General features: G+C 67.8%; 25 protein-coding genes. 15 read left to right on the top strand and 10 right to left on the bottom strand.

Annotated features, from left to right (window positions below; translation table 11 throughout):
* Positions 1-83 precede the first annotated feature (83 nt).
* The gene (locus ACIG5A_RS32925) at positions 84-527 is read left to right on the top strand and encodes an Ig-like domain repeat protein (RefSeq protein ID WP_397247275.1); all 444 of its coding nucleotides are present in this window, start codon (positions 84-86) and stop codon (positions 525-527) included.
* A gap of 132 nt (positions 528-659) precedes the next feature.
* Positions 660-1,202, top strand: a complete 543-nt coding sequence (locus ACIG5A_RS32920; protein ID WP_397247273.1) for a TerD family protein — start codon at positions 660-662, stop codon at positions 1,200-1,202.
* A gap of 20 nt (positions 1,203-1,222) precedes the next feature.
* On the opposite strand, the gene ACIG5A_RS32915 is transcribed toward ACIG5A_RS32920, so the two are convergent.
* The 3 genes from ACIG5A_RS32915 to ACIG5A_RS32905 form a co-directional block, all read right to left on the bottom strand.
* Positions 1,223-1,783 (bottom strand): PadR family transcriptional regulator, encoded by a 561-nt coding sequence (locus ACIG5A_RS32915; RefSeq protein ID WP_397247270.1) that lies wholly within the window; start codon positions 1,781-1,783, stop codon positions 1,223-1,225.
* A gap of 17 nt (positions 1,784-1,800) precedes the next feature.
* Entirely contained in the window at positions 1,801-2,187 is a 387-nt protein-coding gene (locus tag ACIG5A_RS32910; RefSeq protein WP_397247268.1) for a VOC family protein, read from the bottom strand.
* Between the two features lie 117 nt (positions 2,188-2,304).
* The gene (locus ACIG5A_RS32905; protein WP_397247266.1) at positions 2,305-2,940 is read right to left on the bottom strand and encodes a TetR/AcrR family transcriptional regulator; all 636 of its coding nucleotides are present in this window, start codon (positions 2,938-2,940) and stop codon (positions 2,305-2,307) included.
* 69 nt (positions 2,941-3,009) lie between these two features.
* On the opposite strand from ACIG5A_RS32905, the gene ACIG5A_RS32900 reads away from it, so the two are divergent.
* The 7 genes from ACIG5A_RS32900 (at position 3,010) to ACIG5A_RS32870 (ending at position 12,175) form a co-directional block, all read left to right on the top strand.
* Complete coding sequence (locus ACIG5A_RS32900) at positions 3,010-4,545, top strand: flavin-containing monooxygenase (protein ID WP_397247264.1); 1,536 nt, start codon at positions 3,010-3,012, stop codon at positions 4,543-4,545.
* Positions 4,542-5,426: an SDR family NAD(P)-dependent oxidoreductase gene (locus ACIG5A_RS32895; RefSeq protein WP_397247262.1), complete on the top strand. Its 885-nt coding sequence runs from the start codon at positions 4,542-4,544 to the stop codon at positions 5,424-5,426. Before ACIG5A_RS32900 ends, ACIG5A_RS32895 begins: the two co-directional genes overlap by 4 nt.
* A 24-nt stretch (positions 5,427-5,450) precedes the next feature.
* Positions 5,451-6,392, top strand: coding sequence for an alpha/beta hydrolase (locus tag ACIG5A_RS32890; protein WP_397247260.1), 942 nt, complete (start codon positions 5,451-5,453; stop codon positions 6,390-6,392).
* 101 nt (positions 6,393-6,493) lie between these two features.
* Positions 6,494-8,284: an AMP-dependent synthetase/ligase gene (locus ACIG5A_RS32885; protein WP_397247258.1), complete on the top strand. Its 1,791-nt coding sequence runs from the start codon at positions 6,494-6,496 to the stop codon at positions 8,282-8,284.
* Positions 8,285-8,594: 310 nt separating this feature from the next.
* Positions 8,595-9,251 carry a hypothetical protein gene (locus ACIG5A_RS32880; protein WP_397247256.1) on the top strand — a complete coding sequence of 219 codons (657 nt, stop codon included), beginning with the start codon at positions 8,595-8,597 and terminating at the stop codon, positions 9,249-9,251.
* A 498-nt stretch (positions 9,252-9,749) separates the two neighbouring features.
* Positions 9,750-11,444 (top strand): molybdopterin-dependent oxidoreductase, encoded by a 1,695-nt coding sequence (locus ACIG5A_RS32875; RefSeq protein WP_397247254.1) that lies wholly within the window; start codon positions 9,750-9,752, stop codon positions 11,442-11,444.
* 104 nt (positions 11,445-11,548) lie between these two features.
* Positions 11,549-12,175: a Uma2 family endonuclease gene (locus ACIG5A_RS32870; protein WP_397247252.1), complete on the top strand. Its 627-nt coding sequence runs from the start codon at positions 11,549-11,551 to the stop codon at positions 12,173-12,175.
* A 50-nt stretch (positions 12,176-12,225) separates the two neighbouring features.
* On the opposite strand, the gene ACIG5A_RS32865 is transcribed toward ACIG5A_RS32870, so the two are convergent.
* The 3 genes from ACIG5A_RS32865 to ACIG5A_RS32855 form a co-directional block, all read right to left on the bottom strand.
* The gene (locus ACIG5A_RS32865; protein ID WP_397247250.1) at positions 12,226-13,704 is read right to left on the bottom strand and encodes a DHA2 family efflux MFS transporter permease subunit; all 1,479 of its coding nucleotides are present in this window, start codon (positions 13,702-13,704) and stop codon (positions 12,226-12,228) included.
* 31 nt (positions 13,705-13,735) lie between these two features.
* Positions 13,736-14,446 carry a PadR family transcriptional regulator gene (locus tag ACIG5A_RS32860; protein WP_397247248.1) on the bottom strand — a complete coding sequence of 237 codons (711 nt, stop codon included), beginning with the start codon at positions 14,444-14,446 and terminating at the stop codon, positions 13,736-13,738.
* Between the two features lie 192 nt (positions 14,447-14,638).
* Positions 14,639-15,532, bottom strand: a complete 894-nt coding sequence (locus ACIG5A_RS32855) for an ABC transporter substrate-binding protein (protein ID WP_397247246.1) — start codon at positions 15,530-15,532, stop codon at positions 14,639-14,641.
* 263 nt (positions 15,533-15,795) lie between these two features.
* On the opposite strand from ACIG5A_RS32855, the gene ACIG5A_RS32850 reads away from it, so the two are divergent.
* The 6 genes from ACIG5A_RS32850 (at position 15,796) to ACIG5A_RS32825 (ending at position 21,301) form a co-directional block, all read left to right on the top strand.
* Entirely contained in the window at positions 15,796-16,680 is an 885-nt protein-coding gene (locus tag ACIG5A_RS32850) for an ABC transporter substrate-binding protein (RefSeq protein WP_397247989.1), read from the top strand.
* A 10-nt stretch (positions 16,681-16,690) separates the two neighbouring features.
* Entirely contained in the window at positions 16,691-17,872 is a 1,182-nt protein-coding gene (locus tag ACIG5A_RS32845; protein WP_397247244.1) for an ABC transporter ATP-binding protein, read from the top strand.
* A complete protein-coding gene (locus ACIG5A_RS32840) occupies positions 17,872-18,561 on the top strand; it encodes an ABC transporter permease (protein WP_397247242.1) in 690 nt (229 codons plus the stop codon). Before ACIG5A_RS32845 ends, ACIG5A_RS32840 begins: the two co-directional genes overlap by 1 nt.
* Entirely contained in the window at positions 18,558-19,232 is a 675-nt protein-coding gene (locus tag ACIG5A_RS32835; protein ID WP_397247240.1) for an ABC transporter permease, read from the top strand. Before ACIG5A_RS32840 ends, ACIG5A_RS32835 begins: the two co-directional genes overlap by 4 nt.
* 111 nt (positions 19,233-19,343) lie before the next feature.
* Positions 19,344-20,678: an MFS transporter gene (locus ACIG5A_RS32830; protein ID WP_397247238.1), complete on the top strand. Its 1,335-nt coding sequence runs from the start codon at positions 19,344-19,346 to the stop codon at positions 20,676-20,678.
* Positions 20,679-20,884: 206 nt separating this feature from the next.
* On the top strand, positions 20,885-21,301 hold the full coding sequence (locus ACIG5A_RS32825; RefSeq protein WP_397247236.1) for a CBS domain-containing protein: 417 nt from the start codon (positions 20,885-20,887) through the stop codon (positions 21,299-21,301).
* Between the two features lie 145 nt (positions 21,302-21,446).
* Here ACIG5A_RS32825 and ACIG5A_RS32820 read toward each other — a convergent pair whose 3' ends face one another.
* The 4 genes from ACIG5A_RS32820 to ACIG5A_RS32805 all read right to left on the bottom strand — a co-directional run bounded on the left by ACIG5A_RS32820 (position 21,447) and on the right by ACIG5A_RS32805 (position 25,948).
* Positions 21,447-22,643, bottom strand: a complete 1,197-nt coding sequence (locus ACIG5A_RS32820; protein WP_397247234.1) for an NADP-dependent malic enzyme — start codon at positions 22,641-22,643, stop codon at positions 21,447-21,449.
* Positions 22,644-23,067: 424 nt separating this feature from the next.
* Positions 23,068-24,681, bottom strand: coding sequence for an FAD-binding protein (locus tag ACIG5A_RS32815; RefSeq protein ID WP_397247232.1), 1,614 nt, complete (start codon positions 24,679-24,681; stop codon positions 23,068-23,070).
* A 149-nt stretch (positions 24,682-24,830) separates the two neighbouring features.
* Positions 24,831-25,097: a hypothetical protein gene (locus tag ACIG5A_RS32810; RefSeq protein ID WP_397247230.1), complete on the bottom strand. Its 267-nt coding sequence runs from the start codon at positions 25,095-25,097 to the stop codon at positions 24,831-24,833.
* Entirely contained in the window at positions 25,094-25,948 is an 855-nt protein-coding gene (locus ACIG5A_RS32805; RefSeq protein ID WP_397247228.1) for a PHP domain-containing protein, read from the bottom strand. Before ACIG5A_RS32805 ends, ACIG5A_RS32810 begins: the two co-directional genes overlap by 4 nt.
* Positions 25,949-25,994 lie beyond the last annotated feature (46 nt).

Raw genomic sequence — 25,994 nt, 5'->3', positions numbered from 1 at the left:
CGGCCGCCACTCGGGTAGCGTGCCGCCCGATCGAGAACCCGGTCGCGATCGGGCCGGGACGGCACAGCGAAAGGTGGGTACGAATGCTCGGATTCAGGGTTTCGCGCGGCGCGGCCGGTGCGGTGCTCGGTGGGGTGTGTTTGGCGGTATCGCTCGTCGGGGCGCCACAGGCGGCCGCGACGGCGGCGCCGAGCCTGACGATGACGATGACCGATTCGGCGCTGAGCGCCACCAACACCGCGGCCGTCGGCTGCGGCTCCACCGCGCGGGCGACGGTGAAACAGCCTGACGGCACGCCGGTCTCGCGCGGCTCGGTGCTGTTCGTGAGCAGGCTGGCCGATAACGAGCGCGGGTCGGTGGTCGGCACCGCGCCGGTGTCCAACGGCTCCGCGCAGATGCTCTGGATCCCGGATACCGCGGGCCACCACGTCATCAACGCCGTCTACTACGACGACGACACCGAATACCGCACCAGCACAAGCAGTATCGAGGTCGTCGCGGTGAACCTCGGCGGCCTGTGCCTGTAACCGGCCTGGTGCGCTGCCCCGCCACCGGCTACGGCCATGGCGGGGTTCAGCGCATAAGGTGGACCGGAAAGGGTAAGGCGGTGCGATGACGGTTGTGCCGTGGTCGCACCGAGTCGAAGGACCGTGTTCGTAGTGCTGGAGAATCAGAATGTAGCCGGGCTCGCCTTTGTGACAATGGGTTTGGGGTGGGACCCGGCGCCGGACGGGCATCTGTTCTTCGGGACCAAGCCGGATATCGATCTCAATGCCGCGGCCCTGCTCTTCGCCGGCGAGGCCATCGTCGACGTGGTGTATTTCGACCAGATGATGTCCCAGGACGGGGCGGTCCGACTACTCGGCGACAGCACCAACGGTGAGGGCGACGGGGACGACGAGGAGATCACCGTCGATCTGACCCGCCTGATTCCGCAGATCACCAGCATCTTCTTCATCGTCACCTCGTACTCGGGTCAGCCCTTCGGGGAGATCCACAATGCGTTCTGCCGCTTGGTGGATGGCGTCGCCAACGTCGAGTTCGCCCGCTTCAATCTCTCGGCCGCAGCGGGTTTCACCGGTTTCGTACTCGGCAAGCTGGTCAAGACCGAGCAGGGCTGGTGGTATCAACCGGTCAACGAATCCATTCAGGCAGGTCATCCGGTGGAGGCGGTCCCCCACCTCACCCACCTGCTGCCGTGACCAACCCGGCCGACGCTTCGTCAATCGTCGGCCATGCGAAAGTCACCGTCCTGCAAGCGCTTCAGTAGGCGGTGGGTCCATTCGGCGCGGCTGTTCGCGGTGTGCTGCCACAGGCCGATGACCTCACCGACCGGGCCCCAGGTGCCCAGGTCGGTATCCGGGGGCAGATGAGCGGTGATACTCGCCCGCCATTCGTCCATGATTCGGGCGCGTTGCCGGAGCAGGTCGATGGCCTCGGCTCGCGGCAGATCGTCGATGAGACCGACTGCGGCGGCGAGTAGGTCGAGCTTGGGGTCGCGGTTGGTCAGTGCCGACCGGAGGAGGGTGAAGTACGCCTGTTCACCCTCCCCGGTCAGTTCGTATTCCATGCGCGGTGGACCGCCCGCCTCGCTCGGGCTGGTTTCGTGCACGACCAGCAGGCCTTCCCGCGTCATGGCTTTGAGCGCGTGATACACCGAACCCGATGTGGCACTCGACCATTCGTGGGCGCCCCAGGACTCCAGGTCGGCACGAACCTGATAGCCGTGCGCCAGGCCGCGCCGCCGCACCGCACCGAGCGCGAGCAGTCGCACCGTCGACATGTGTCTCCTATCGATTCTCAGGCGGCCTCGGTGACCCACCACAGTGTGCCGAACCGGTCGACGAAGCCGCCCATCCGGCGGCCATCCTGCTGGATCGTCACCTCCATCGCGGACGCCGCGCCGCGGGCGATGGCCCGCGCGTAGACCGCCTCCGGATCCGGCACGACCGTCCACAGGTGGATATGGGCCGGTTCGGCGGGTGTCGGCCGGCACTGGCCGCCGGTCGGACCGGAGTCGGCGAAGTACAGCGTGGTATCCCCGATCCGCGCCTGGGCATGGATCACCCGCTCCGGATCTGATTGCAGGGGAACAACATTGGATATCTCGGCATCGAAGGTGTGCTCGATGAAGTCGGTGAACGCGCTGGCGCTTTCCACCATCACGTAGGGCGTCAACGAGGGCATGGCCATCTCCTTAACTAACCAAATTGGACTAGCTCGACCAGCGTAGCTTCACTAGCCAAATTTGGCTAGTGTGGCCGACGGCGGTCCACGCCGGACTCCGGCCGACGCGGGAACAGCTCAGTCGCGGAAGGCGGCGGCGAGCGCCGGGTTCAGCGAAACTGCCAGGGCCAGTAGGGATTCGACCAGCAGGTCGACGAGCTGGTCACGGGTGACAGGGGCGCGGCGCAGCCAGGTGAGGGTGGTTTCCTCGACGAACGCGATCCAGCCGCGCATGGCCAGGGTCAGGCGGGGGCGGTCGGCATCTTCGATGGGGATCGGCACCTCGGCGAGGATGACCGCGACGAAGGCGTCGCGGGTCTGATCGACGAGATCGACCACCTCGGGCGCAGTGCTGGCCGGGCCGCGCAGCAGCGCACGGTAGGAGGTGTGGTTCTCGCCCGCGTAGTCGACGTAGCGCTCGATCGAATCGCGCAGCATCGCGAGCAGGCCGAGTTCACGGTCGGGCGCGGTGCGCTCCAGCATCGTGGAGTTGGCATTGCGCAGGATCGCCAGGTGGAAGTCCTGCACCGTCGGGAAGTAGTGGAACACCAGGCCGCGCGAGATACCCGCCTGTTCGGCGATCTCGCTGACGGAGATGTCCTCGAGCGCGCGCTCGCTGAGCATCTTGGTGCCGAGGGTGATCAGCTGCATGCGGCGCTCGTCGGGGCTGAGCCGCGTGCGTTTGACGGTGTCACCGTTGCTGCTGTTACTCACGCGTTCCAGCTTACTGAACACGAGTCAATACTGTTGACTCCCGCTCAATAAGCACCTACCCTCGGCTACATGAGTCGCAAGGTTACAGACAAAGCTGTCGGCAACCGGCCCGTCCGCCATGCCAAGACGATCATCATCGGCAGCGGGTTCGCGGGTCTCGGGCTGGCGATCCGGTTGAGCACACAGGGCCGCACCGATTACCTCGTGCTGGAACGCGGCAGCGATGTCGGTGGCACCTGGCGCGACAACACCTACCCCGGCGCCGCCTGCGACGTGCCGTCGCAGCTGTACTCGTACTCCTTCGCACTCAACCCGAACTGGTCGCGGTCGTTCTCCAAGCAGGGCGAGATCCAGTCCTACATCCAGGGCGTCGCCAAGCGGTACAACGTGCTGGACAAACACATCTTCGACTGCGCTGTCACCGCCGCGCACTGGAACGGCGACACCGCCCGGTGGGAGATCGAGACGAGCAAGGGCAGCTTCACCGCCGACACGGTGGTCTCCGCGGTCGGCGCGCTGTGCGAGCCCGCGCTGCCGGATATCAAGGGCATCAACACCTTCGAGGGCGAGACCTTCCACTCCGCGCGCTGGAACCACGACGCCGACCTGACCGGTAAGCGGGTCGCCATCATCGGCACCGGCGCCTCGTCGATCCAGATCGTGCCGTCCATCGCACCCCAGGTCGCCACGCTCGACGTCTACCAGCGCACCGCGCCGTGGCTGCTGCCGCGGATGGACCGCCCCTACCTGCTGCCCGAGCGGCTGGCCTTCAAGTATCTGCCCGGCGTACAACGCCTTTCGCGCGCGGCCATCTACGCGGCGCGCGAGACCCAGGTCGTCGGACTCGCCAAGTTCCCGCCGCTGATGCAGGCCTTCGAACTGCTCGCGAAGGCCAAGCTACGCACCGAAATCCGCGACCCGAAGCTGCGCGCCAAGGTGACGCCGAACTTCCGCATCGGCTGCAAGCGCATGCTGATCTCCAACGAGTACTACCCGGCGCTGAGCCGCGACAACGTCGACGTGATCACCGACGGCATCGCCGAGATCAGGTCCAACTCGATCGTCACCGAGGACGGCACCGAACGCGAAATCGACGCGCTCATCGTGGCGACCGGCTTCCACGTCACCGATTCGCCGACCTACGACACCATCGTCGGCCGGGACGGCCGCACGCTGGCCGAGGTGTTCGACGAGGTGGGCCAGCAGGGGTACAAGGGTGCGGCCGTCGCCAATTTCCCGAATATGTTCTTCCTGCTCGGCCCGAACGTCGGCCTCGGCCACACCTCGATGGTGTACATGATCGAATCGCAGATCAACTACATCGCCGACGCGCTGTCCACCGTCGACCGGATGGGCCTGCGCACCGTCGAGGTGCGCCGGGACGCCCAGGACGCCTACAACAAAGGCCTGCAAGCGAAACTGGCCAAGTCGGTGTGGCTCACCGGCGGCTGTGCCAGCTGGTATCTGGACAAGCACGGCAACAACACCACGCTCTGGCCGGATTTCACCTTCGAATTCCGTAGGCTGACCAAGACATTCGATGTAAGCGCATACGAAACGACCTCCGGCGTTTCGCGGAACGATTTGAAAGTGGTGGCGGTATGAACACAGGATCGCGAAGCGATTCCGTGGGGGGCGGTGGTCGGGTGACGAGTGGGCGCAATGATGCTTACTTCGCAGGCAAAGTCTGTGTGATCACCGGAGCAGGGTCCGGCATCGGCCGTGCGCTTGCCGAGAACCTGGCCGAGCGCGGCGCCAAGCTCGCGCTCTCCGATATCGACGCCGAAGGGCTGGCGGAGACCGTGCGCCGCTGCGAAAAGCTCGGCGCGCAGGTGAAATCCGATCGGCTGAACGTGGCCGAGCGCGAGGCGGTGCTGCTGTACGCGGACGCGGTCAAGAAGCACTTCGGTGTCGTGCACCAGATCTACAACAACGCCGGTATCGCCTACCACGGCGATGTGATCAAGTCCGAGTTCAAGGACATCGAACGGATCATGGACGTCGACTTCTGGGGCGTCGTCAACGGCACCAAGGCATTTCTGCCCTACCTGATCGAATCCCGCGACGGGCACGTCGTCAATGTCTCCAGCCTGTTCGGGCTGATCGCGGTGCCGGGCCAAAGCGCATACAACTCGGCCAAATTCGCGGTGCGCGGTTTCACCGAGTCGCTGCGCCAGGAAATGCTCGTCGCCAGGGAACCGGTCAAGGTCACCTGCGTGCACCCCGGCGGCATCAAGACCGCTGTGGCGCGCAACTCCACCTACGCCGAGGGCATCGACGGCAAGAAGGCCGCGGCGATGTTCGACGCGAAACTCGCCATCCACACCCCGGAAATGGCCGCGCAGACCATCACCGAGGGCGTGCGCAAGGGGCACGGCCGGGTGCTGATCGGCTGGGAGGCCAAGCTGCTCGACATGTTCGTGCGCGTCACCGCGTCCGGCTATCAGCGCATCGCCACCGTGGTGAACCGCCGCATACTGCCCTGATCGGCACTGACCGAAAGAAAACCCATGCGCGACATCGCGATTCCACTACCGATCGCCCGCACCGTGCTCAACCCGGTCTTCCGGATCACGCTGCACCACCGGCTGCCCCGGCCGATTTTGCGGAAACTGGTCGACGTCGTCGCCCTCGGCCAGGCGCTGCCGACCGGGACACACCTGGAGCGGCTGCGGCTCGGCGGCCGACCCGCCGCGCGAATCACGGTGGGCGCCAACGGCGCCGAGCGCCCGGGCGATACCGGCGTTGTGCTCTACCTGCACGGTGGCGGATACACGTTCGGTTCGATCACCTCGCATCGCTCGCTGGCCGCGCACCTGGCCCGCGCGACCGGCTACCCGGTGTACCTGCCGGAGTACCGGCTGGCGCCGGAACATCCCTGTCCCGCTGCGGTGGACGATGCGGAGGCGGCGTTCCTCGAGCTGGTCGCCCTCGGCCATCCGCCGAACCGGATCGCCATCGCGGGCGATTCGGCGGGCGGCGGACTCTCGCTCGCGCTGGCCCAGCGGCTGCGGGACCGGCACGGAATCCGGCCCGCCGCACTGGGTTTGATCGCACCGGCGGTGAACCCGAAGGCGATCCCGGACCGCCCGAGGGATCTGGTGCTCAGCAATCCGCTGATGCACGCCTGTGCCGCGGCGTATCTGGGCGACGGCGACGATCGCACCCCGGGTTACGCGCCACTGTTCGGCGGCTTGGACGGACTGCCGCCGACCTACGTCCAGGTCGATGTGAGCGAGATGCTCTACGAGCAGTGCGTCGCGTTGGTGGCCGGGCTGCGGGAGTCGGGCGTCGATGTGCGGTTCACCGAGAGCCACGGACTCTGGCATGTGGCGCAACTGCAGGCCGCCCTGGTCACCGAAGCGGCGGCCGCGGTGGTCGAGCTCGCCGATTTCCTGCGCGAAGCCGTCGAGCCGGTCAGCACTCGCGAGGATGGCGACCCCGCCCACTGAAAGCGCGTCGGCGGGGTGGAACCTATGGTCCGGCCCGACCGCCCGGCGATAGGTGTCGTAGATTACTGGTCAGTAAACCCACCTGGAAGGGCACCGCACCGATGCGAGAGTTCGAAGTTCCGGCTTCCTACACCATTCCCGAAGACGCCAACATGTCCGACGGCGCCTTCCGGCACGCCGAGCAGACGCCCGGCCTGGTGGTTTTCAACAGGCCGGACGGTAAGGGCGGGTGGGCCGACGTCACCGCCGCCGAATTCGCCGCGGCCGTCACCGGCGTGGCCAAGGGCCTGATCGCCTCCGGGATCGAGCTCGGTGACCGCGTCGCCATCCTCGCCCCCACCCAGTACGAGTGGGTCGTGCTCGACTTCGCCATCTGGGCCGCGGGCGGCTGCACCGTCGCCATCTACGACAGCTCCTCCGCCGAGCAGGCCAAGTGGATCCTGCAGGACTCCGCCACCAAGCTGCTCGTCGTCGAGAACGCCAAGCAGCGCGCCACCATCGCCGAGATCGAGGGCGACCTGCCCGAGCTGCGCGAGACGCTGCTGCTGGAGAAGGGCGCCGTCACCGAGCTGACCGAGCGCGGCGCCGAACTGGCCGACGAGGTGGTGACCGAGCGCCGCAAGCAGGTCAAGGCCGCGTCCCCCGCCACCCTGATCTACACCTCCGGTACCACCGGCCGCCCCAAGGGCGTCATGCTCGCGCACTCGCAGATGTACGCGGAGTCCGCCGCCTGCCGCGCCGCGATGCCGCAGTTCCTCAAGCCGGGCAACACCTCGCTGCTGTTCCTGCCGCTGGCCCACGTCTTCGCCCGCGCCGTCGCGCTGGCCGCGTTCGACGCGGGCGTCACCGTCGCGCACACCGCCGACTGGTCGACGCTGGTCGAGCAGTTCGGCAAGTACCGGCCGGACTTCATCCTCTCGGTACCGCGCGTCTTCGAGAAGGTGTTCAACGCCGCCAAGCAGAAGGCACACGACGGCGGCAAGGGCAAGATCTTCGACGCGGCCGCCGACACCGCCGTGGCCTACAGCCAGGCGCTGCAGTCGGGCGGGCCGGGCATCGTGCTCAAGCTCAAGCACGCGCTGTTCGACAAGCTGGTCTACGGCAAGCTGCGCGAGGCGCTCGGCGGGCGCTGCCTGTCCGCGGTCTCCGGCGGTGGACCGCTCGGCGCGACGCTCGGCCACTTCTTCCGCGGCGCCGGCGTCACCATCTACGAGGGCTACGGCCTGACCGAGAGCACCGCGGCGGTCTCGGTGAACACGCCGTCGCACATCAAGGTCGGCACCGTCGGCCAGCCGCTGCCCGGCCACGCCGCCAAGGTCGCCGAGGACGGCGAACTGCTGCTGCGCGGCCCGGTCGTCTTCAGCGGCTACTGGGGCAACCCGGAGGCCACCGCCGACGCGTTCGCCGACGGCTGGTTCAAGACCGGCGACCTCGGCGCGATCGACGACGAGGGCTTCATCAGCATCACCGGCCGCAAGAAGGAAATCATCGTCACCGCGGGCGGCAAGAACGTCTCCCCCGGCATGCTCGAGGACGACCTGCGCGCCACCCCGCTGATCAGCCAGGCCATGATCGTCGGCGACGGGCAGCCGTTCATCGCCGCGCTGATCACCCTCGATCCCGAGGCGCTGCCGAGCTGGAAGGAACGCAACAACGTCGCCGCGGACACCCCGATCGAGCAGCTGATCGAGAACCCGGCGCTGGTCGCGGAGATCAATGCCGCCGTCGCCGAATCCAACAAGAAGGTCTCGCACGCGGAGGCGATCAAGAAGATCCGCATCCTGCCCGTCGACTGGACCCAGGAAACCGGCGAGCTCACCCCGAAGATGTCGCTCAAGCGCGCCGTCGTCATGAAGAAGTACGCCGACGAGGTCGACAAGATCTACAGCTGACACCATCCGAAAGGCGCTGCCCGCGAACCCGTTCGCAGGCAGCGCCTTTCGCGTCCCCGCACCCCTTCGGCGCCCCGCAATCGAAGGGCGTGCGGCTCAACCTTCAGCCGCTGCGGGAAGTTGAGTGCGCCCCTCAGACTTCGCCAGCGCTCCGGCCCAGCGCGAAGCGACCTTCGGCCACGGCTGACAGTGGGCGCAGTCGCCTCCGAGTCGCCCTTGCCCTGCGCGAAGCGACCTTCGGCCGCTGTGGGAAGTGGGTGCGGTCGCGCGCTGGGCAGCGTTGAATGGGAGGTGACCTCCGGAGGTTCAGATGGGCACTGGTGCACGGGAATTGCTCGATCGGATTCAGGCGGAACTCGCACCGCGTGACGACGACAATCGACTTGTTCCGCTGGTTTCGGCGGGGAAGGCACAGCGGGGCGTCTTCGCGGCGATCGCCGCGGAGGAGCAGCGGATCACCCGCAGCGATTGGCGCAGCTTCCACGAAATGGCCGCGCGCGCAGACGAACCGCACGCCCGCGAGTTCTTCGGCGGGCTCGCCCCCGGCGAGCGGCAGGCGCTCGGTCTGCTCGACGCACTCGTCGCCGCGGCCGGACCGGACCCAGGCACGGAACTACCGCGCCCAGGCTGCCAGGCATACCCGGCCTACGTCGCATGGCTGGCGCTCAACGGGGAATCCGCAGCAGCGGCCGCCGGTATCTACGCCAACTTCACCGCATTCGGCTCCTACTGCAAGGCCATCGCGGCAGGCATGCGCGACCACTACGGGTTCGACGACGACGCCTGCGCCTTCTTCGACTTCTTCGCCGCCGACGTCCCCGAGATCGAACAACAAGCACTAGCCGCCATCCAGGCCGGTCTCGACTCCGGCCGCCTAGACCCCGCTGCGGCCCACCTCTACGCCCGCCTCTTCCAAAGCTACGAACTCCTCTTCTGGAACACCCTCGCCGACGAGTTCACCACCTGACGCCCGCGCCACCCCACTGCCGAATCCGGCCACCTCACAGCCGCACCACCAGTCCAGCAACAAGCTCGGCAGCCCCTTGAATGCCATTGTGTCGCAGCGCGACACGCCGAGGAAGGTGGCGAGCGCAGTCAAATTGCCGTGCGACACGCCGTAGACAGGGGCCATTTGACTGCGCTCGACGGTCGGCCGTGAACGGGGCTTGACTGCCTCGGTGGTTACCGGCCTGAAAGGGCTCGGCGGCAAGGGGTTCATCTGGGCAGTGCTGGGCACGCTGGGTGCCGTACCCGGCTTGGAACTCGACCCAGGTGCATGTTCTGGACTTCCAAGCCGGGTCATCTGGCTGCGGTGCCGTTCTCGAGATCGAGAAGTCTGCCGAGCGCAGTCGAATGGCCCTCTGACATGCCGTAAACAAGGACCATTCGACTGCTCTCGGCGGGGGTGGGGCGCGTCATGGAATGGTCATACTCCAGACGGCGGTGCGGCAGTACGCTCAGGTTCATGGCCGATCTGCGACTGCGGGTGGGGGCTGGGGTCGTCGCCGCGGGGTTGACGCTCGGTGTCGCCGAGCTACTGGCGGCGCTCTTCGGTCCCGACAGCGAACCATTGAATGTGCTCGGCAAGGTCGTCGTCGACCACACGCCCGACGGTGTGCGCGAATGGGCCATCACCAGCTTCGGCACCAACGACAAGACGGTGCTCTATATCGGCATGGCGATCGTCGCCTTCCTGGTCGCCTGCCTGGCCGGCGCCGTCGAACGCACCAGCCGTGCCGCGGGCTCCACCATCCTCGCCGCCTTCGGCCTGATCACCGCCGCCTTCGCGCTCAGCCGCTCCGGCCTGACCGCCGCCCTCCCCGTCATCATCGGCGTCATCGCCGGCATCTACGCCCTCCGCTGGCTCACCACCCACATCGACACCGCCGAAACCTCGGCAGCGCGAACAACCGAAACGCCGGGCACCGACCCGTCGGCACCACAAAGCACCAGCGCGACAACACAACTCACTGAAACCATGGACGCGCACCGCGGCACGGACGCGACGGCGACGGGCGACACCGCAACGCCCGGATCGCCGGTGACAACACCTGCGCAAACGCCGTCCGGCTCGATCCCGCGCACTGGAGCATTCGAGCGGCGGCAGGTGTTGCGCGGCATCGGAATTACCGCGGCATTGGCGGTGGCCGCGGGAGTCGGTGGACGGCTACTCGGAGCGGCGCGGCGGGATGTGTCCGGGGAGCGGGCGGCGGTGGACTTGCCGCGGCCCGGTGGGGCGCCGGTGTCGATCGCGCCGGAGGCGGATTTGCGGGTGCCGGGGTTGACGCCGTATCTGACGTCGAACGCGGACTTCTATCGGATCGATACCGCGCTGATCGTGCCGCAGGTGTCGGTGGACGACTGGTCGCTGCGGATTCATGGCATGGTGGATCGCGAAATCCGGCTCACCTGGGCGGATTTGGCGAACCGGCAGGCGGTGGAGAAGCTGGTCACGCTGGCGTGCGTATCCAATCCGATCGGCGGCGATCTGGTCGGCAACGCGAAGTGGCTCGGGTATCGCCTCGATGAGCTGATCGCCGAGGCGGGCCCGCATCCGGACGCCGATATGGTGCTCTCGCACAGCGCCGACGGCTGGACCGCGGGCAGCCCCCTGTCGGTGCTCACCGACGGGCGCGACGCACTGCTCGCCGTCGGCATGAACGGCGAACCGCTCCCGGTGCAGCACGGCTACCCGGCCCGCCTCGTGGTGCCAGGCCTCTACGGCTACGTCTCCGCCACCAAGTGGGTGACCGAACTCGAGATCACCCGCTTCGACCGCGCCACCGCATACTGGACCCGCCGCGGCTGGTCCGCCTACGGCCCGATCAAGACCGCGACCCGCATCGACACCCCCCGCGCCCGCAGCCGTGTCTCCGCAGGCCGCATCCCCATCGCAGGCGTCGCCTGGGCCCAGCATCGCGGCATCCGCGGCGTCGAGGTCCAAATCGACAACGGCCCTTGGCAACCCGCCCGCCTTGCCGCCGATCAATCCGCGGATACCTGGCGCCAATGGATTTTCGACTGGGACGCCACCCCCGGTGCCCACACCATCCGCGCCCGCGCCACCGACGGCACCGGCGAAACCCAAACCGCCGAACGCGTGGACGTCATCCCCGACGGCGCCACCGGCTACGCCCAAATCCCCGTCCAGGTCGCCTGACCTGCACCGCGGCCACATCGGATCGAGGGTGCGACCAGCGATCAACGGCCGCGCCCAGGATAGGATCAATGCCGTATTGGTTGCCCGTCCCCGAGGAGCGCAGCATGTCCGCCGTATTCGATTGGGCGCGTGAGGAGAACCTGCAACCCGAACCGATCACGGTGGCGATCTGGAAAGAACTTCCGGAGGATTTCTGTCGTCTGGTCGAGGTCGTCAACGGCGAGGCTGTCCGAGCCGAGTCACCGCGACGCCCACACCAGAAGGCCGCGCGCAGGCTCGCCGATATGGTGGAGTCAGCTGCGGAGTCACACATGAGTCGCGATCGAAATACCTGTTTGGACGTCGACACCGATTTCGACGTCGTCCTCTGGGAGTTGCCCACCGCAACTATCCGGCGACCCGATGCCGCACTATACGACTGCGCCCCAGAGGATTTGCGCCCACTGCCCGCGGCGATGGTGAAGCTGGCTATCGAGGTCGTTTCCCCAGGAACCGAGAAGATCGATGTCGCCGAGAAAAAAGCCGAATACGCTCTGGCTGGGATTCCCTGGTACTGGATCGTCTGGATAGCTGACAATCAGGTCGCGTCCATCGAGATCTACGTGCTCGATCACACCCTCGACTACTACCGCCTGCATGATCGGATCGAACCGACGGGTGATGAAACAACCATCGATATGCCGATCCCTATCAAGCTCGACTGGAATCGATTGTCCGGACTGGTGCGCTGACGCTCCCGGCGCCTGCACGGAAATGCGTGCGGGTCGCCGGGGCGTATGGCTCAGTGCGTGAGTTGAGCTACCTGGGGTTCGCTCTTGTCCTTCGCCCCCGCCATCGACTGTCCGTGACGAACGAACAGGGCCGAGGCGATGACACCGATCACCAGGATGCCCGCCGGAAGGAACAGCGACTGGCCGAGCGCGGTGCTGAACGGTGCCTTGATGAACTCGGGAATCACGCCCCCGGCGCCTTCGGACACCTTGCCGCCACCGCCGAGGCCGTTGGCGGAGATGCGAGCCGAGATCAGCGCGCTGATCGCCGCGCTGCCGAGCACCGAACCCACCTGGCGGGTGGTGTTGTAGACACCGGCGCCCGCGCCCGCCTGCTGGATCGGCAGGTTGTGCGTCGCGGTCGAGGCGAGCGGCGCCCAGATGCAGGCGTTGGCGAAACCGCCGAGTCCGGCCGAGAGCAGGAACCAGATGATCGACGAATCCGGCGTCATCAGCACGGCGAACCAGAAGGTCGACACCGCGAACAGCGCGAAGCCGACGGTCGGCACGATCCTCGGGTGCAGCCGGTCGGCGAACTTGCCGATGAACGGCGCGCAGATGCCGGTGACGATCGCCATCGGCGCGAAGACCAGTGCCGACTTGGTCGGCGAGAGTTCGCGCACCCCTTGCAGATAGAAGTACGACGGCACCATCATCGAGGTGACCGCGGCGCCCATCGCGGCGATCGCGACGCTGGACAGCGCGAAGTTGCGGTCCTTGAACAGTGACAGCGGCACCAGCGGCTCACCGGTGTTGCGGGACTGATTGACCACGAACGCGGCGAGCACCACCAGGCCGGCGATGATCAGTGCCCAGATCAGCCCGTCCCAATCGCGGGTATTGCCCTCCTGGATGCCGAACACCAGCAGGAACATGCCGACGCCGCTGAGCACGACGCCCGGAATATCGAACTTGTGCGGATGCGTCTCCAGCGCGGGCACCAGCCAGACGGCCAGCGCGAAGGCGATGACGCCGATCGGGATGTTGATGAAAAAGATCCACTGCCAGCCCTTCCAGTCGACGAGTACGCCGCCGAGGATCGGGCCGACCAGCGTGGCGAGACCGGCCACACCGCCCCACAGGCCCATCGCCGCACCGCGCCGGTCCGGCGGGAAGGTCCTGGTGATCACCGCCATCGTCTGCGGCGTCATCAACGCGGCGCCGAGACCCTGCACGGCACGCGCCGCGATCAGCATGGTGATCGAGCCGGACAGGCCACACCACAGCGACGCGGCGGTGAACACGGCCAAGCCGATCAGATAGAGGTTCTTGGGGCCGAAGCGGTCACCGAGCCGCCCGGTGATCAGCAGTGGCACCGCGTAGGCGAGCAGGTAGGCGCTGGTCACCCAGATCACCTTGTTGATGTCGGCGTCCAGGTCCCGCATGATGTCCGGGTTCGCGACCGCGACGACGGTCATATCCAGCAGGATCATGAAGAAGCCGACGACCAGCGCGGATAGCGCCAGCCACGGATTGCGTTGAGTAGCCATGGATTCGGATTCCTGTCTCGGATGGTCCGGATTAGGGAAGTTGGGGTGTTTCGGCCGCGTCACGGTGATTGCGTGTCGTGCGGCGTGGCACGGGCGGCGGCTGGGTGTGATCGGGATCCGGCCACGTGTGCTCGTGCTCGGAGGTCCGATGACCGCTGATCGCGTCGAACTGCTCCCACTCCAGCGCGCCGCTGTCGAGGTCGGCGATCAACTGTTTGATCCACGCGATCTCGGCGGCCAGCATGGCCCGCAGATAGGGCAGCACGATCCAGTAGCGGCGCGGCACCGCGCTGTTGTCCGCCCAGACGTTCATCATCTCGACGTCGGCGAGATCGTTGTCCAGGTGCTCGACCCGCTCGCGCAGTAGCGCGACTACGTCCGGCATATGCAAATTGTGTGCCTCGGCCAGCGCCACCGGGAACACCGGGTACTCGGCCGCGGGGACCCGCAGAATCTCCGCGATCCTGGTCTTCAGCGCCGTGCGGCCCGCCTCGGTGATGCGGTAGGTGGTGCGCTCGGGCCGATTGCCTTCGCGGTCAACACCTTCGGCGCTGACCAGTTCGCGCTCGGCGAGTCGCGCCACCGTGTGGTACAGCGAGCCGGGACGCACTTTCACCAGCATGTCCTCCCGGCGGCCGATCAGCATTTGATACATCTCGTACGGATGCATCGGCCGCTCTTCGAGCAGCGCGAGCACAGCGATCGCCAGCGGTGTCACCGAGGCGTGCGCTTGCTGCTCCACTTCTGTACCTCCCTGTCCTACCGAGCCGTCGAACCCATGGACCAGCACGCTAGCCACGACCTCCGACATGCTCCACACCAAATACTCCGCGTGGAATATACGACGCGGAGCATTCCACCGACAAGACGGATCTCTCCCCCGAAAAAGTGATGGGCGGCACAGGAGTCATCCTGTGCCGCCCGGAAGAGCGGGTCAGAGCCCGTGCGCGTCCAGCCAGGCGCGGGCGAGCTCGGCGGGCGCCGCCTGCTGTTCGAGCACCCGGCGCACCATCGCCACCAGCTCATCGGTGGTCAGTTCGCCCGCAACGTAATTCAGCTTCTTGACGCGCCGCTCGTCCAGCGCGCCCTTGCGATACACCGGCAGCACGTTCTGCGCGCGCAGCACGTAGTCGGGGTCGGCGAGCACGACCAGCCCGTCGAGCACCGCCGGGTCGACGGTCGGCGGCCCGGACAGCACGCCGACCTGCGCGTCACCGTTCAGCAGCGCCCTGCGCACCAGCTCGGGCCCGGAGAGCGACGCCGTCCCGGCGAACGGACAGCTCGGCACCTGGTTCAGCGCGGCGGGCAACTCGAGCAGGCCGGGTACGGGGGCCGTGCCCGCGGTCAGCGTGCCGCAGCGCGGTGCGAGATCGCCGAGGGCGCGCACGCCGTCGCGGGTGGCCGACTCGGCGGTGAGCAGGACGCGGGGGCGCATATCGGTGCCGTCCGCCGGATCGGCGACCGCGAGCCCTTCGGGGAGCGCGCGATTCAGCGCGGCCGTCACCTTCTCCGGGACCCGCGCCTGGGAACTGGAGTCGAGGAAGGCGAGCAGCGCACCGCTGTGCTCGCCGAGCAGGGCGACGCGGCCCGAGTCCAGTGCGGCCAGTTGCGCGTCACGCTGGCCGAGGCGCTCCTCGACGGAGACCCGCGCGCCGGTGCGCGCCAGCGCGCCCGCGTAGATCTCGGCCAGTACTCTCGACTCGGCGGAATCACCGGCGCCGACCGCGATCATCGCGCCGGACTCATCATTTCCGCAGGCCACGGCCAGTGCGGCGACCGCGGCGACCAGTAGCCGAGCCAGCACCCGCCCCGACGCGGTCAACACCATCCGGCGACACCAACTCTCCGAAGAGGACGACAGCCAGCAAGGATCACCCTGCAGCAGGCAGTATGGACATCCAGAATGTACCGGTGGCCGTGCCGCCCTTCGTACCTCGCACCGCCCGCCCTGCCGGAAGGACCCCTGTGAAGACCACGTTCACCCCCGATGCCGCGAGGCACGGGCGCAGCGCCCTGCTCGAGAACCCGGCGCTGCGGCTGACGCTGCGCGCCACTCGCTTCCTAGTCGCCGCCGCCGCGCTGGCGGCGGCGATGATCCTGTCCGCGTGTGGTAACTCCGATCCGCTGGCGAGCAAGGGCAACTGCGACGGCGACGGGCTCACCGTCGGCTCGGCGAACTTCCCGGAATCCGAGACGGTCGCCAATGTATACGCCGAAGCGTTGCGCGCCAACAACTTCAAGGTGGACACCAAGCTCAACATCGGCAGCAGGGAGGCCTATGTGCCCGCCGTGCGCCAGTGCGCGATCTCGGTGATCCCCGAGTACAACGGCAACCTGCTGCAGTACCTGGACAAGGGCGCCACCGCGACCAGCGCCGCGGACGTCAACGCCGCGCTGAAGTCCGCGCTCGGCGCCGATCTCGCCATCGGGACACCGGCGCCCGGTGAGGATTCCGACGCCGTCGTTGTCACCAAGGCGACCGCGGAGCGCTGGAACCTGAAGACCATCGCCGATCTGGCCGCGCACTCGGCCGAGGTGAAATTCGGTGCGCCCGCGGAATTCCAGGAGCGCGCCGGCGGGCTGCCCGGGCTGAAGAAGAACTACAGCCTCGATATCGCCGCGAACAACTTCGTGCCGATCGCCGACGGCGGCGGCCCCGCGACCGTGCGCGCGCTGGTCGACGGCCAGGTGACCGCGGCCAACATCTTCACCACCTCCCCCGCGATCAAGCAGAACGACCTTGTGGTGCTCGCGGATCCGAAGCACAACTTCCCCGCGCAGAACGTGGTCCCGCTGTTCAACGCCGCGAAGAAGACGGACAAGTCGCTCGCCGTGCTGAACGCGGTGTCGGCCAAACTGACCACCGACGAGCTGATCAAGCTGAACGAGGCCGTATCGGGCAGCAGCAAGACCGAGCCCAAGGCCGCCGCGGCGGCATGGGTGGCCGCGCAGGGGCTGAACAAGCCCGTCGGGTAAGGAGCCAGGCGTGTCGGATATCGAATTCCGCGGTATCAGCAAGACCTATCCGGACGGCACACACGCCGTCACCGACCTGGATCTGCGCATCGAATCCGGTTCGTTCACCGTATTCGTCGGCCCGTCCGGCTGCGGTAAGACCACATCGATGCGGATGATCAACCGGATGATCCAGCCGAGCGCGGGCAGCATCACCATTGCCGGACAGGACATCTCGACCGTCGATCCGGTGAAGTTGCGGCTCGGCATCGGGTATGTGATCCAGAGCGGCGGGCTGCTACCCCACCGCACGGTCGTCGACAATGTCGCGACCGTGCCGGTGCTGCGCGGTGATTCGCGCCGCGCCGCCAGGGCCGCCGCGCTGGAGGTACTGGACCGGGTCGGGCTGGATCGGTCGATGGCGCAGCGGTATCCGGCACAGCTGTCCGGCGGGCAGCAGCAGCGGGTCGGGGTGGCCAGGGCGCTGGCCGCCGACCCGCCGGTGCTGCTGATGGACGAGCCGTTCAGCGCCGTCGATCCGGTGGTCCGCGCCGAACTGCAGGCCGAAATGCAAAGGCTGCAGGCCGAATTGCGCAAGACCATCGTCTTCGTCACGCACGACATCGATGAGGCGATCACCCTCGGTGACCGGGTCGCGGTGTTCGGGCGCGGCGGCGTACTCCAGCAATACGACGCACCCGCGCACGTACTCGCCCAGCCGGCAACGGATTTCGTCGCCGACTTCGTCGGGCGCGACCGCGGCTATCGCGGACTGTCCTTCCGCACCGCCGATGACGTCACGCTGCACGAGATCCGCACCGCCACCGCGGACGAGGTGAAGGCACTTCGCCTCGAACGCGGCGACTGGGTGCTCGTGGTCGACGCCGCGGGCAAGCCGAGCGGCTGGGTCGATGTGACCGGCGTGGAATCACTGCGCGCGGGGCGGGCGCTCGCCGAGAGCATGTCCGCGGGCGGATCGCTGTTCACGCCCACCGGCGACCTGCGCCAGGCACTGGACGCGGCGATCTCCTCACCGTCGGGTATCGGTGTCGCCGTGGATGATTCGGGCGCCGTGCGCGGCGGCGTGCTCGCCACCGAGGTGCTCCAGCAGCTGGCCGCGCAGCGCGCCACCGAGGACGCGGCACGCAACAGGGAGGCCTACGAGCACGGGCTGACACTGACGAAGGACAGTCCGGCGAAGGACGGGGTCTGATGCGGCTGCTGCGCGGCGCGGTCGAGTATCTGGTCGACAACTCCGGCGAGATCTTCGGCTACACGAAGACGCACCTGTATCTGGCGCTGGTGCCGCTGATTCTCGGCCTGGTGATCGCGATTCCGGTGGGCGCGTTGATCCGTCGGGTGCCGTGGCTGCGGCGGATCACGGTGACCGTCGCCAGCCTGTCCTACACCATTCCCTCGCTGGCGCTGTTCGTGATCATCCCGCCGCTGGCCGGGCTCACCGCCATCGATCCGCTGAACGTGATCATCGCGCTCACCATCTATTCGACGGCGCTGCTGGTGATCGCGGTGCCCGCGGCGCTGGATTCGGTGTCGCCGATGATCGTCGACGCCGCCGACGCGGTCGGCTACGGGCCGCTGCGCCGCACGCTGACCGTCGACATGCCCTTGGCCGTACCGGTTTTCGTGTCCAGCCTGCGGGTCGTTGTCGTCACCAATATCGCCATGGTCTCCGTCGGCGCGCTGATCGGCGTCGGCGGGCTCGGCAAGCTGTTCACCCAGGGCTATCAGCGCGACTATCCGGACGAGATCGTCGCGGGGATCATCGTGACGCTCGCGCTCGCACTGCTTTTCGACCGGCTGGTGTTCGTCCTGGGCCGCGCCGCGACACCGTGGCTGCGCGCCGACACCAGGGCGGCGCAGGCGAAAGGGGTTGGCGCGTGAATGTATTCATCGACGCCTGGCACTACCTGACCGACGGCACCAACTGGAACGGCCCCGCCGGCATCGAAACCCGTATCGCCCAGCACCTCTGGTACAGCTTCCTGGCGGTCGCCGCCTCCGCGGTGGTCGCGGTGCCGCTCGGCCTGGTCATCGGCCATACCCGGCGCGGCGCCGCGCTGCTCGTCGGCTTCGCCAACGCGATGCGCGCGCTGCCCACCCTCGGCCTGCTCACCTTCATGGTGCTGCTGCTCGGCCTCGGCTTGATCCCGCCGCTGCTCGCGCTCGTCACGGTCGGCATCCCGCCGCTGCTGGCCGGCGCCTACGCCGGAATCGCCAATGTGCCTGCCGATGTCGTGGATGCCTCGCGCGCCATGGGGATGACCGAGCGCCAGATCCTGTTCCGCGTCGAGGTGCCCAACGCGATGCCGATCCTGCTCACCGGGCTGCGCGGCGCCACGCTTCAGGTGGTCGCCACCGCGACCATCGCCGCCTACGTCAACCTCGGTGGCCTCGGCCGCTATATCTTCGACGGGCTGAGCCTCTACCGCTATGACCGGGTCATGGTCGGCGCGCTACTCGTCGCCGTACTCGCCATGTTTCTCGACGGTCTGCTCGCCTTCGCCACCTGGGCGAGTACGCCGGGGACGGGACGGTTGCGCCGCAACCGATGAGCTTGTCTTTTACCCCTTTTCGGGGGTAGCACAACAGTGAGCCACATCACTATTTTTCTTTCACCCAGTGCGGTCCATCCGGGCCGCGCGCGGGCTTGAAAAGAGGAACAAATGATGAGTGTGTCTCCTGCTGAGACAACGGTGCTCGTGCCGAGCACGAGTGTGCGCAGAGTCGCCGTGGCGAGTTGTATCGGTACCACGATCGAGTGGTACGACTACTTCATCTACGGCACCGCGGCCGCCCTGGTCTTCCCGAAGGTCTTCTTCCCCGCACTCGGATCGACAGCCGGCACGGTCGCCTCGTTCGCGACGTTCGCCGTCGCCTTCATCGCCCGCCCGTTCGGCGCAATGCTGTTCGGCCACTACGGCGATCGGATCGGTCGCAAGAAGACGCTCATCTCGACGCTGCTGCTGATGGGCATCAGCACCGTGGCGATCGGCCTGCTACCCGGCGCGGCCACCCTCGGCGTCGTCGCCCCGATCATCTTGGTGGCCTTGCGATTCGGCCAAGGGTTCGCGGTCGGCGGTGAATGGGCGGGCGCGACACTGCTGACCGCCGAGTACGCGCCGACGGGCAGGCGCGGGTTCTACGCGATGTTCCCGCAACTGGGTCCGCCGTTCGCCTACGCGCTGTCGTCGGGCACCTTCCTCATCACCGGCGCGGTACTCGGCGACAAGAACGACACCTTCCTCAACTGGGGCTGGCGCATTCCGTTCGTCTTCTCCTTCGTGCTCGTCGCCATCGGCCTGTACATGCGCCTCGCCATCGAGGAGACGCCGGTCTTCCGCGCCAACCAGGCGCAGCGGGCACGCGAAGATCAGCAGCAGAAGCCCAACACCCTGCCGTTCCTCGACGCATGGCGCTTCCAGACCAAGGAGATCCTGCTCGGCGCCGGTTCGCTGGCCACGCTGTTCGCCTTCTTCTATATGGGCACCGCGTATCTCACCAGCTACGGCACCAAGACACTGGGATTCAGCAGGCCGTTCGTGCTGACCGTCGGCGTCGGCGCCGCGGTGGTGTTCGGTGCGGTGATCATCCTGTCGGCCATGTACTCCGACCGGTTCGGCAGGCGGCGGGTCATCCTGGCCTCGTGCATCCTCGCCGTGATCTGGGCACTGGCACTGTTCCCGATCCTGGACACCAAGTCGCAGGTCGCCTTCGTGATCGCCATCCTGGTCACCATGTCGATCTACGGCATCGCCTACGGCCCGTGCGGCGCGCTGCTGCCGGAGATGTTCAAGACCCGCTACCGCTACACCGGCGCAGGACTCGCCTACAACCTGGCGGGCGTGCTCGGCGGCGCCATCCCGCCGCTGATCGCCACCCCGCTCGCGTCGTCCTTCGGCAGCTACGCCATCGGCCTCATGCTCGCGGGCATCGGCGTGCTCAGCCTCGGCTGCACCTGGGCACTGGTGGAGACCAAGGACCGGGCCATGGCCGGGTAGGCACCCGATGCCGGAACAACGGACGAGGGCCCGCCATCACGAATGGCGGGCCCTCGTGCCCTCGGCATTGACCGCGCCGCCGATGTGGACCACGATGTGACGAGGCCGTAGGAGTCGTGGCGCACGCGTCGAGACCTGCGAAAACCTCGAATCCTGCGGGTTAGTCCACCCGGAGACCAGGAGGTTGCGCTGTGAACACTCGCTCCATGAAGGCTCGCGACATCATGCACAAGGACGCGACGTGGATCCCCGCCGACGAGACGCTCGACCGCGCCGCGCAGCTGATGCGCAGGCTCGATGTCGGCGCCTTGCCGATCGGCAACGACGATCGGCTGATCGGCATGCTGACCGACCGCGATATCGTGGTGAAATGTGTTGCCGCAGGCCATGATCCGAGCAAGATTAGGTGCGGCGACCTCGCCCAGGGCACTCCGCGGTGGGTATCCGCCGACGCCGACGTCCGCGAAGTACTCGACCTCATGGAACGCGACCAGATCAAACGACTCCCCGTCGTCGACGCGAACAAGCGCCTGGTCGGCATGATCTGCGAATCCGATATCGCCAAGAACCTCACCGACGCCGAAATAGCCCACTTCGTCTCCGCGGTGTCGATCCCCCACTGATCAATCGTCTGCGTCCAGGCGCGCCGGCAGATGCACTCCGCCTCAGCGGCCGAAGTGATCCGCTCGGCTCAGACGCCTACCGATGGAAACAAACAGCCGTGCCACCCGGATTCGGGTGGCACGGCTGTTGTTGTGCGCTAGTGGATTACGCGACGCCCTCGGCGCGCGCGGCGGCCGCGACGGCCTCGGCGACGGCCGGAGCCACCCGCGGGTCGAGCGGGCTCGGGACGATCTTCTCCGGGCCGAGCTCGTCGGCGACCACGCTGAGGATGGCGTCCGCGGCGGCGATCTTCATGCCCTCGGTGATGCGGCGGGCGCCCGCGTCGAGCGCGCCCTTGAAGACGCCGGGGAAGGCGAGCACGTTGTTGATCTGGTTCGGGAAGTCGCTGCGGCCGGTGGCCACGATCGCGGCGTACTTGCGCGCCACGTCCGGGTGGATCTCCGGATCCGGGTTGGACATGGCGAACACGATCGCCTCGGGCGCCATCGACGCGATGACCTCCTCGGCGATCAGGCCCGCGGACAGGCCGAGGAACACATCGGCGCCGGCCAGCGCCTCCGCGGCGCCGCCGTTGAGCCCGCGCGGGTTGGTGCGCTGTGCCAGTTCGGACTTCACCGCGTTGAGGTCGCTGCGCTCGCGGCTGACGATGCCCTTCGAGTCGAGCACGGTCACATCACGCACGCCCGCGGCGAGCAGGATGTTGGTGCACGCGACACCGGCCGCGCCCGCACCGGACACCACGACCTTCAGCCCGTCGATGCCACGGCCCTGCACCTTGGCGGCGCCGTTGAGCGCGGCGAGCACCACGATGGCGGTGCCGTGCTGATCGTCGTGCATCACGGGGCAGTCGAGCGCCTCGATGAGGCGCTTCTCCACCTCGAAGCAGCGCGGCGCCGAGATGTCCTCCAGGTTCACCGCGCCGAAGCTCGGGCGCAGCCGGACGATCGTCTCGACGATCTCGTCGACGTCCTTGGTATCCAACACGATCGGGATCGAGTTCAGCCCGGCGAACTTCTTGAACAGCGCGGCCTTGCCCTCCATCACGGGCAGCGAGGCACGCGGGCCGATATCGCCGAGGCCGAGCACCGCGGTGCCGTCGCTGACCACGACGACGAGCCGATCGGTCCACGTGTAGCGCTTGCACAGCGCCTCGTCGGTCGCGATCGCGCGGGACACCTGAGCGACGCCGGGGGTGTAGGCGATCGAGAGGTCGCGCTGGGTCTCCAGCGGCGCTGAGAGCTCGACCGAGAGCTTGCCGCCTAGATGTCCCGCGAAAATCTCGTCGTGGGTGATTTCGGAAAGGCTGGCAGTGGCATTCGGTGCGTCAGTCACAGGTGACACGATTTCACTCCTGCTCGGGTCGGACTAAACCGGGGGACGGTTACCACCGGGTAATAGGTATTAGGTGATTCATATGCTCATCGAGTGCGCTGACCGGGACGTTTCGAGTTCACGGATTTGCACCGGAATTCGACGCGTGGCGCAGCACTGAGTTGCGAAGCGAGAGCCGGACGGGTGGGTCCGGACAGAACATGCGGCATGATCCTCGGGTCGCGACGGTGCGTCGCGAGGCGGAGATCGCCGTGGCCCCCATACCCGGCGGTGGCTTGGGACGGGAATCCGCAACATTCTGCCAGTCGATCGGACGACTTGCCAAACCGGTGCGTCGGGTCGCGCGCGCCGGGTGTGTCTTCCACGGTAGGCGACCGGAATTACCCGCAGGTAAGCGGAAACTCGCGTCATGGTCGGTGGCTCCGGTCAACTGTCACAACGGCAACGGGTCCGCCGCGGTGAGCTCGGGACGCATCGCGGTCACGGTCTCGACCACGGCGGGTTCCACCGCGGTGAGCTCGGCGTGTACCGGCACCGTGCGCGCGTCCTGGCGCACCCACACGCTGTCGAGCCCGCCTGACATCAGCCGCACCCGCCAGTCGTCCGCCGCGCCAGGGTGATCGGTGCGCCGATGCATGCCGCGCGTCTCGGTGCGCGCCAGCGCGCTGTACTTGGTCCACCTGGCGACGGCGAGCAGCGCAGCCGCCTGCCTGGCCCTGAGCCGATCGGCACCCGTTCCGCCGAGGTCGAATTCGGCGCCGGGCCACATGGCGTCGAGTTCGCCGATGCTGTCGCGCAGACTCCCCGCACTGCGCCAGTAGCTGCGCCGCAGCGGCAGCGTGTGCTCCTGCACCAGCCCGACCACCGCGCGCGGATCGATGCGTGCCACGGCGTTGAGCCCGGCGCCGGGCACCGCGTCGGACCGGCCCAGCCTGCCCCTGGCGCGCGCGAAGCCCGCGGCGCCGGAGCCTGCCCACACGCCCGAGGCGATCGCCCACGCACCGCCCTGCCCGCCGAAACCACTGACCGCGCCGGTGATCGCCTCCCGGCTCGCGACATCACCCGCGCCGTAGAGCCCGGCCACCGTCGTCGCACAGTCGGCCGCCGTGAGCCGCAGACCGCCCGTGCCGCGCACCGTCCCTTCGAGCACCGCGCGCAGCGGTACCCGCCGCGTGCGGTCGACCACGCCCATCGTGGACAGCAGGCCGCGCATCGCGTCCGGCATGTCATCGAGCGCCGCGTACACCTGACGTCCGTCGGCGATCGCGGCGAACGCCGCCGACCGGCGACCGGAGATGACCGTGCCCGACTCGTCGTAGAGGGTCGCGAAATGCAGTGCGAGATCGGGCGCGCACGCCGCCCGCGGCGCCTGCGCGACGGGCGTCAGGCCGTACGCGCTGGAGAACTCCATGCCCGACAACTGCGCACCGGCCTCGGCCGCGAACAGCAGGCCGTCCCCGGTGTCGACATCGGTGCCCGCGCCGCCGGACAGGAAGGCACAGCCGCCGGTGGCCACCACCACCGCGCCGGCGTGCACCGTCCATGCCCGGAACCCGTTGCGCTCCTGGACGCCGGTGGCCCCGGCGACCACGCCGTCGCGATCGACCAGCAACTGCAGGGCCGGATGGTGGTCGAGGATGCGCACCCCGGCATCGAGTGCGCTGCGCCGCATCCGGCGTAGGTAACTCGGCCCGTCCAAATAGACACGCAACGAGCCGCGACCCCCGGGCGTGTCGCCCGGGAACCGATATCCCCAGCGCACGAGCTGCTCAACCCGCTGATGGGTCTCCTCGAGCACCCGGTGCATCAGGTCGGGATCGCCGAGGCCGCCGCCGTGCGCGAAGCCGTTGCGCACCGCCTCCTCGCGCGCCGGGCCGGGCGGGATGTTCCACAGCGAGGTGGTGCCGAATGCCGTCGGCCCGCTGCTGCCGCAGAGGCTCTTGTCGACCAGGACCACGCGGGCGCCGGTGGCCGCGGCCGCGAAAGCCGCCCACGTTCCGGCGGGCCCACCGCCGAGAACGAGCACATCCGTTTCCAGTCGGCTCACGGTCGCCCCGCTGCGGATCGGCACTGTCGCGTTGTAGATAAGACTCGCTCGCTTACGTCGGCGCGTTGCCGTTCAGGTCGCTCGCTGCGCGGACTCACAAAAGGAAATGTTCGACCACAATTCACGCGGCCGCAACCATTACCGGAATATCAACTCCACCACTGCGTCCAGAGCAATAAACCAGCAGCCAGGAAAACGACCAGTGATCCAGAAAAGGCCGCGAAACCACGATGTCTATCCGAATAAATCTGCGCCGCAACGGCGATCGTCGATGCCGCGACATGCCAGGTCACCGATACGGCGCCGGGGCCGGGAAACCCGCGCCGTCCAGCGATGATCGTGGTGCCGATGACGACGAGGGTGAGCACGACCAGGCCGGCGGCGACCATGCCCGCCAGCCCGCGCAGCAATTTCACGAGGCGATCACCGGCACTCCGGTGGCTTTGCCGACAAGTACCTCGTATTGCGCCGGATCGGTGGTGAATTCACCGAGCCGGATGGTCTTGTTCGCGCCGTGGTAGTCCGACGAACCGGTGGTGAGCAGGCCGAGCTCGGCGGCGAGCCCGGTCAGGACGGCACGATCCTCGGCGCTGTGGTCGGGGTGGTCGATCTCCAGGCCACCGAGCCCGAGCGTGGCAAGCTCCCTGATGTCCGACAGCGCGAGCAAACGCCCGCGCTTGCGCGCCCTGGTGTGCGCGAGCACGCTCACCCCGCCCGCGGTCGCGATCATCTCGACCGCGCGACGCAGCGGGGTATCGGCCTTCTCCGCGTAATAAGGGCCGTGCGGTGCGAGCAGTTCGGCGAACGCCGCATCCACCGACGGCACCACACCGGCCTCGACCAATGCCCTGGCCAGGTGCGGACGACCGGCGGACGGACCGGCCGAGGCGAGCACCGCGTCGGGATCGATCGGCAGCCCGTCGGCGCGCATCCGCTCGGCCATCGCGCGCAACCGCTCGGTCCGCTCGGCGCGCAGCCGCTCACGCTCGTCGGCGAAGCTGCGGTCGGTCGGATCGAAGAGGTAGGCGAGCAGATGCACCGGCACCGGCCAGCCGTCCTCCCCGAGCCCGATGCACGACATCTCCATCCCGCGCACCAGGGTCAGCCCATCGGGTAGCGCGTCCACCGCCTCCGCCCACCCGGAGGTGGTGTCGTGATCGGTGATCGCGACGATGTCGAGGCCTGCCGCAGCCGCGTTTCGCACCAGTTCGGCGGGAGTGTCGGTGCCGTCGGACGCGGTGGAGTGGGTATGCAGGTCGATGCGCACGTCTCCAGTTCTACAGTGCGCAAACTCGGCTCCGCGAACGCACCGG

It is taken from the genome of Nocardia sp. NPDC052566, from assembly GCF_044547285.1.
Taxonomy (GTDB): Bacteria; Actinomycetota; Actinomycetes; order Mycobacteriales; family Mycobacteriaceae; genus Nocardia.
The sequence above is the reverse complement of the archived record's forward strand: the minus strand, read 5'-3'. Positions and strand labels throughout refer to the sequence as shown.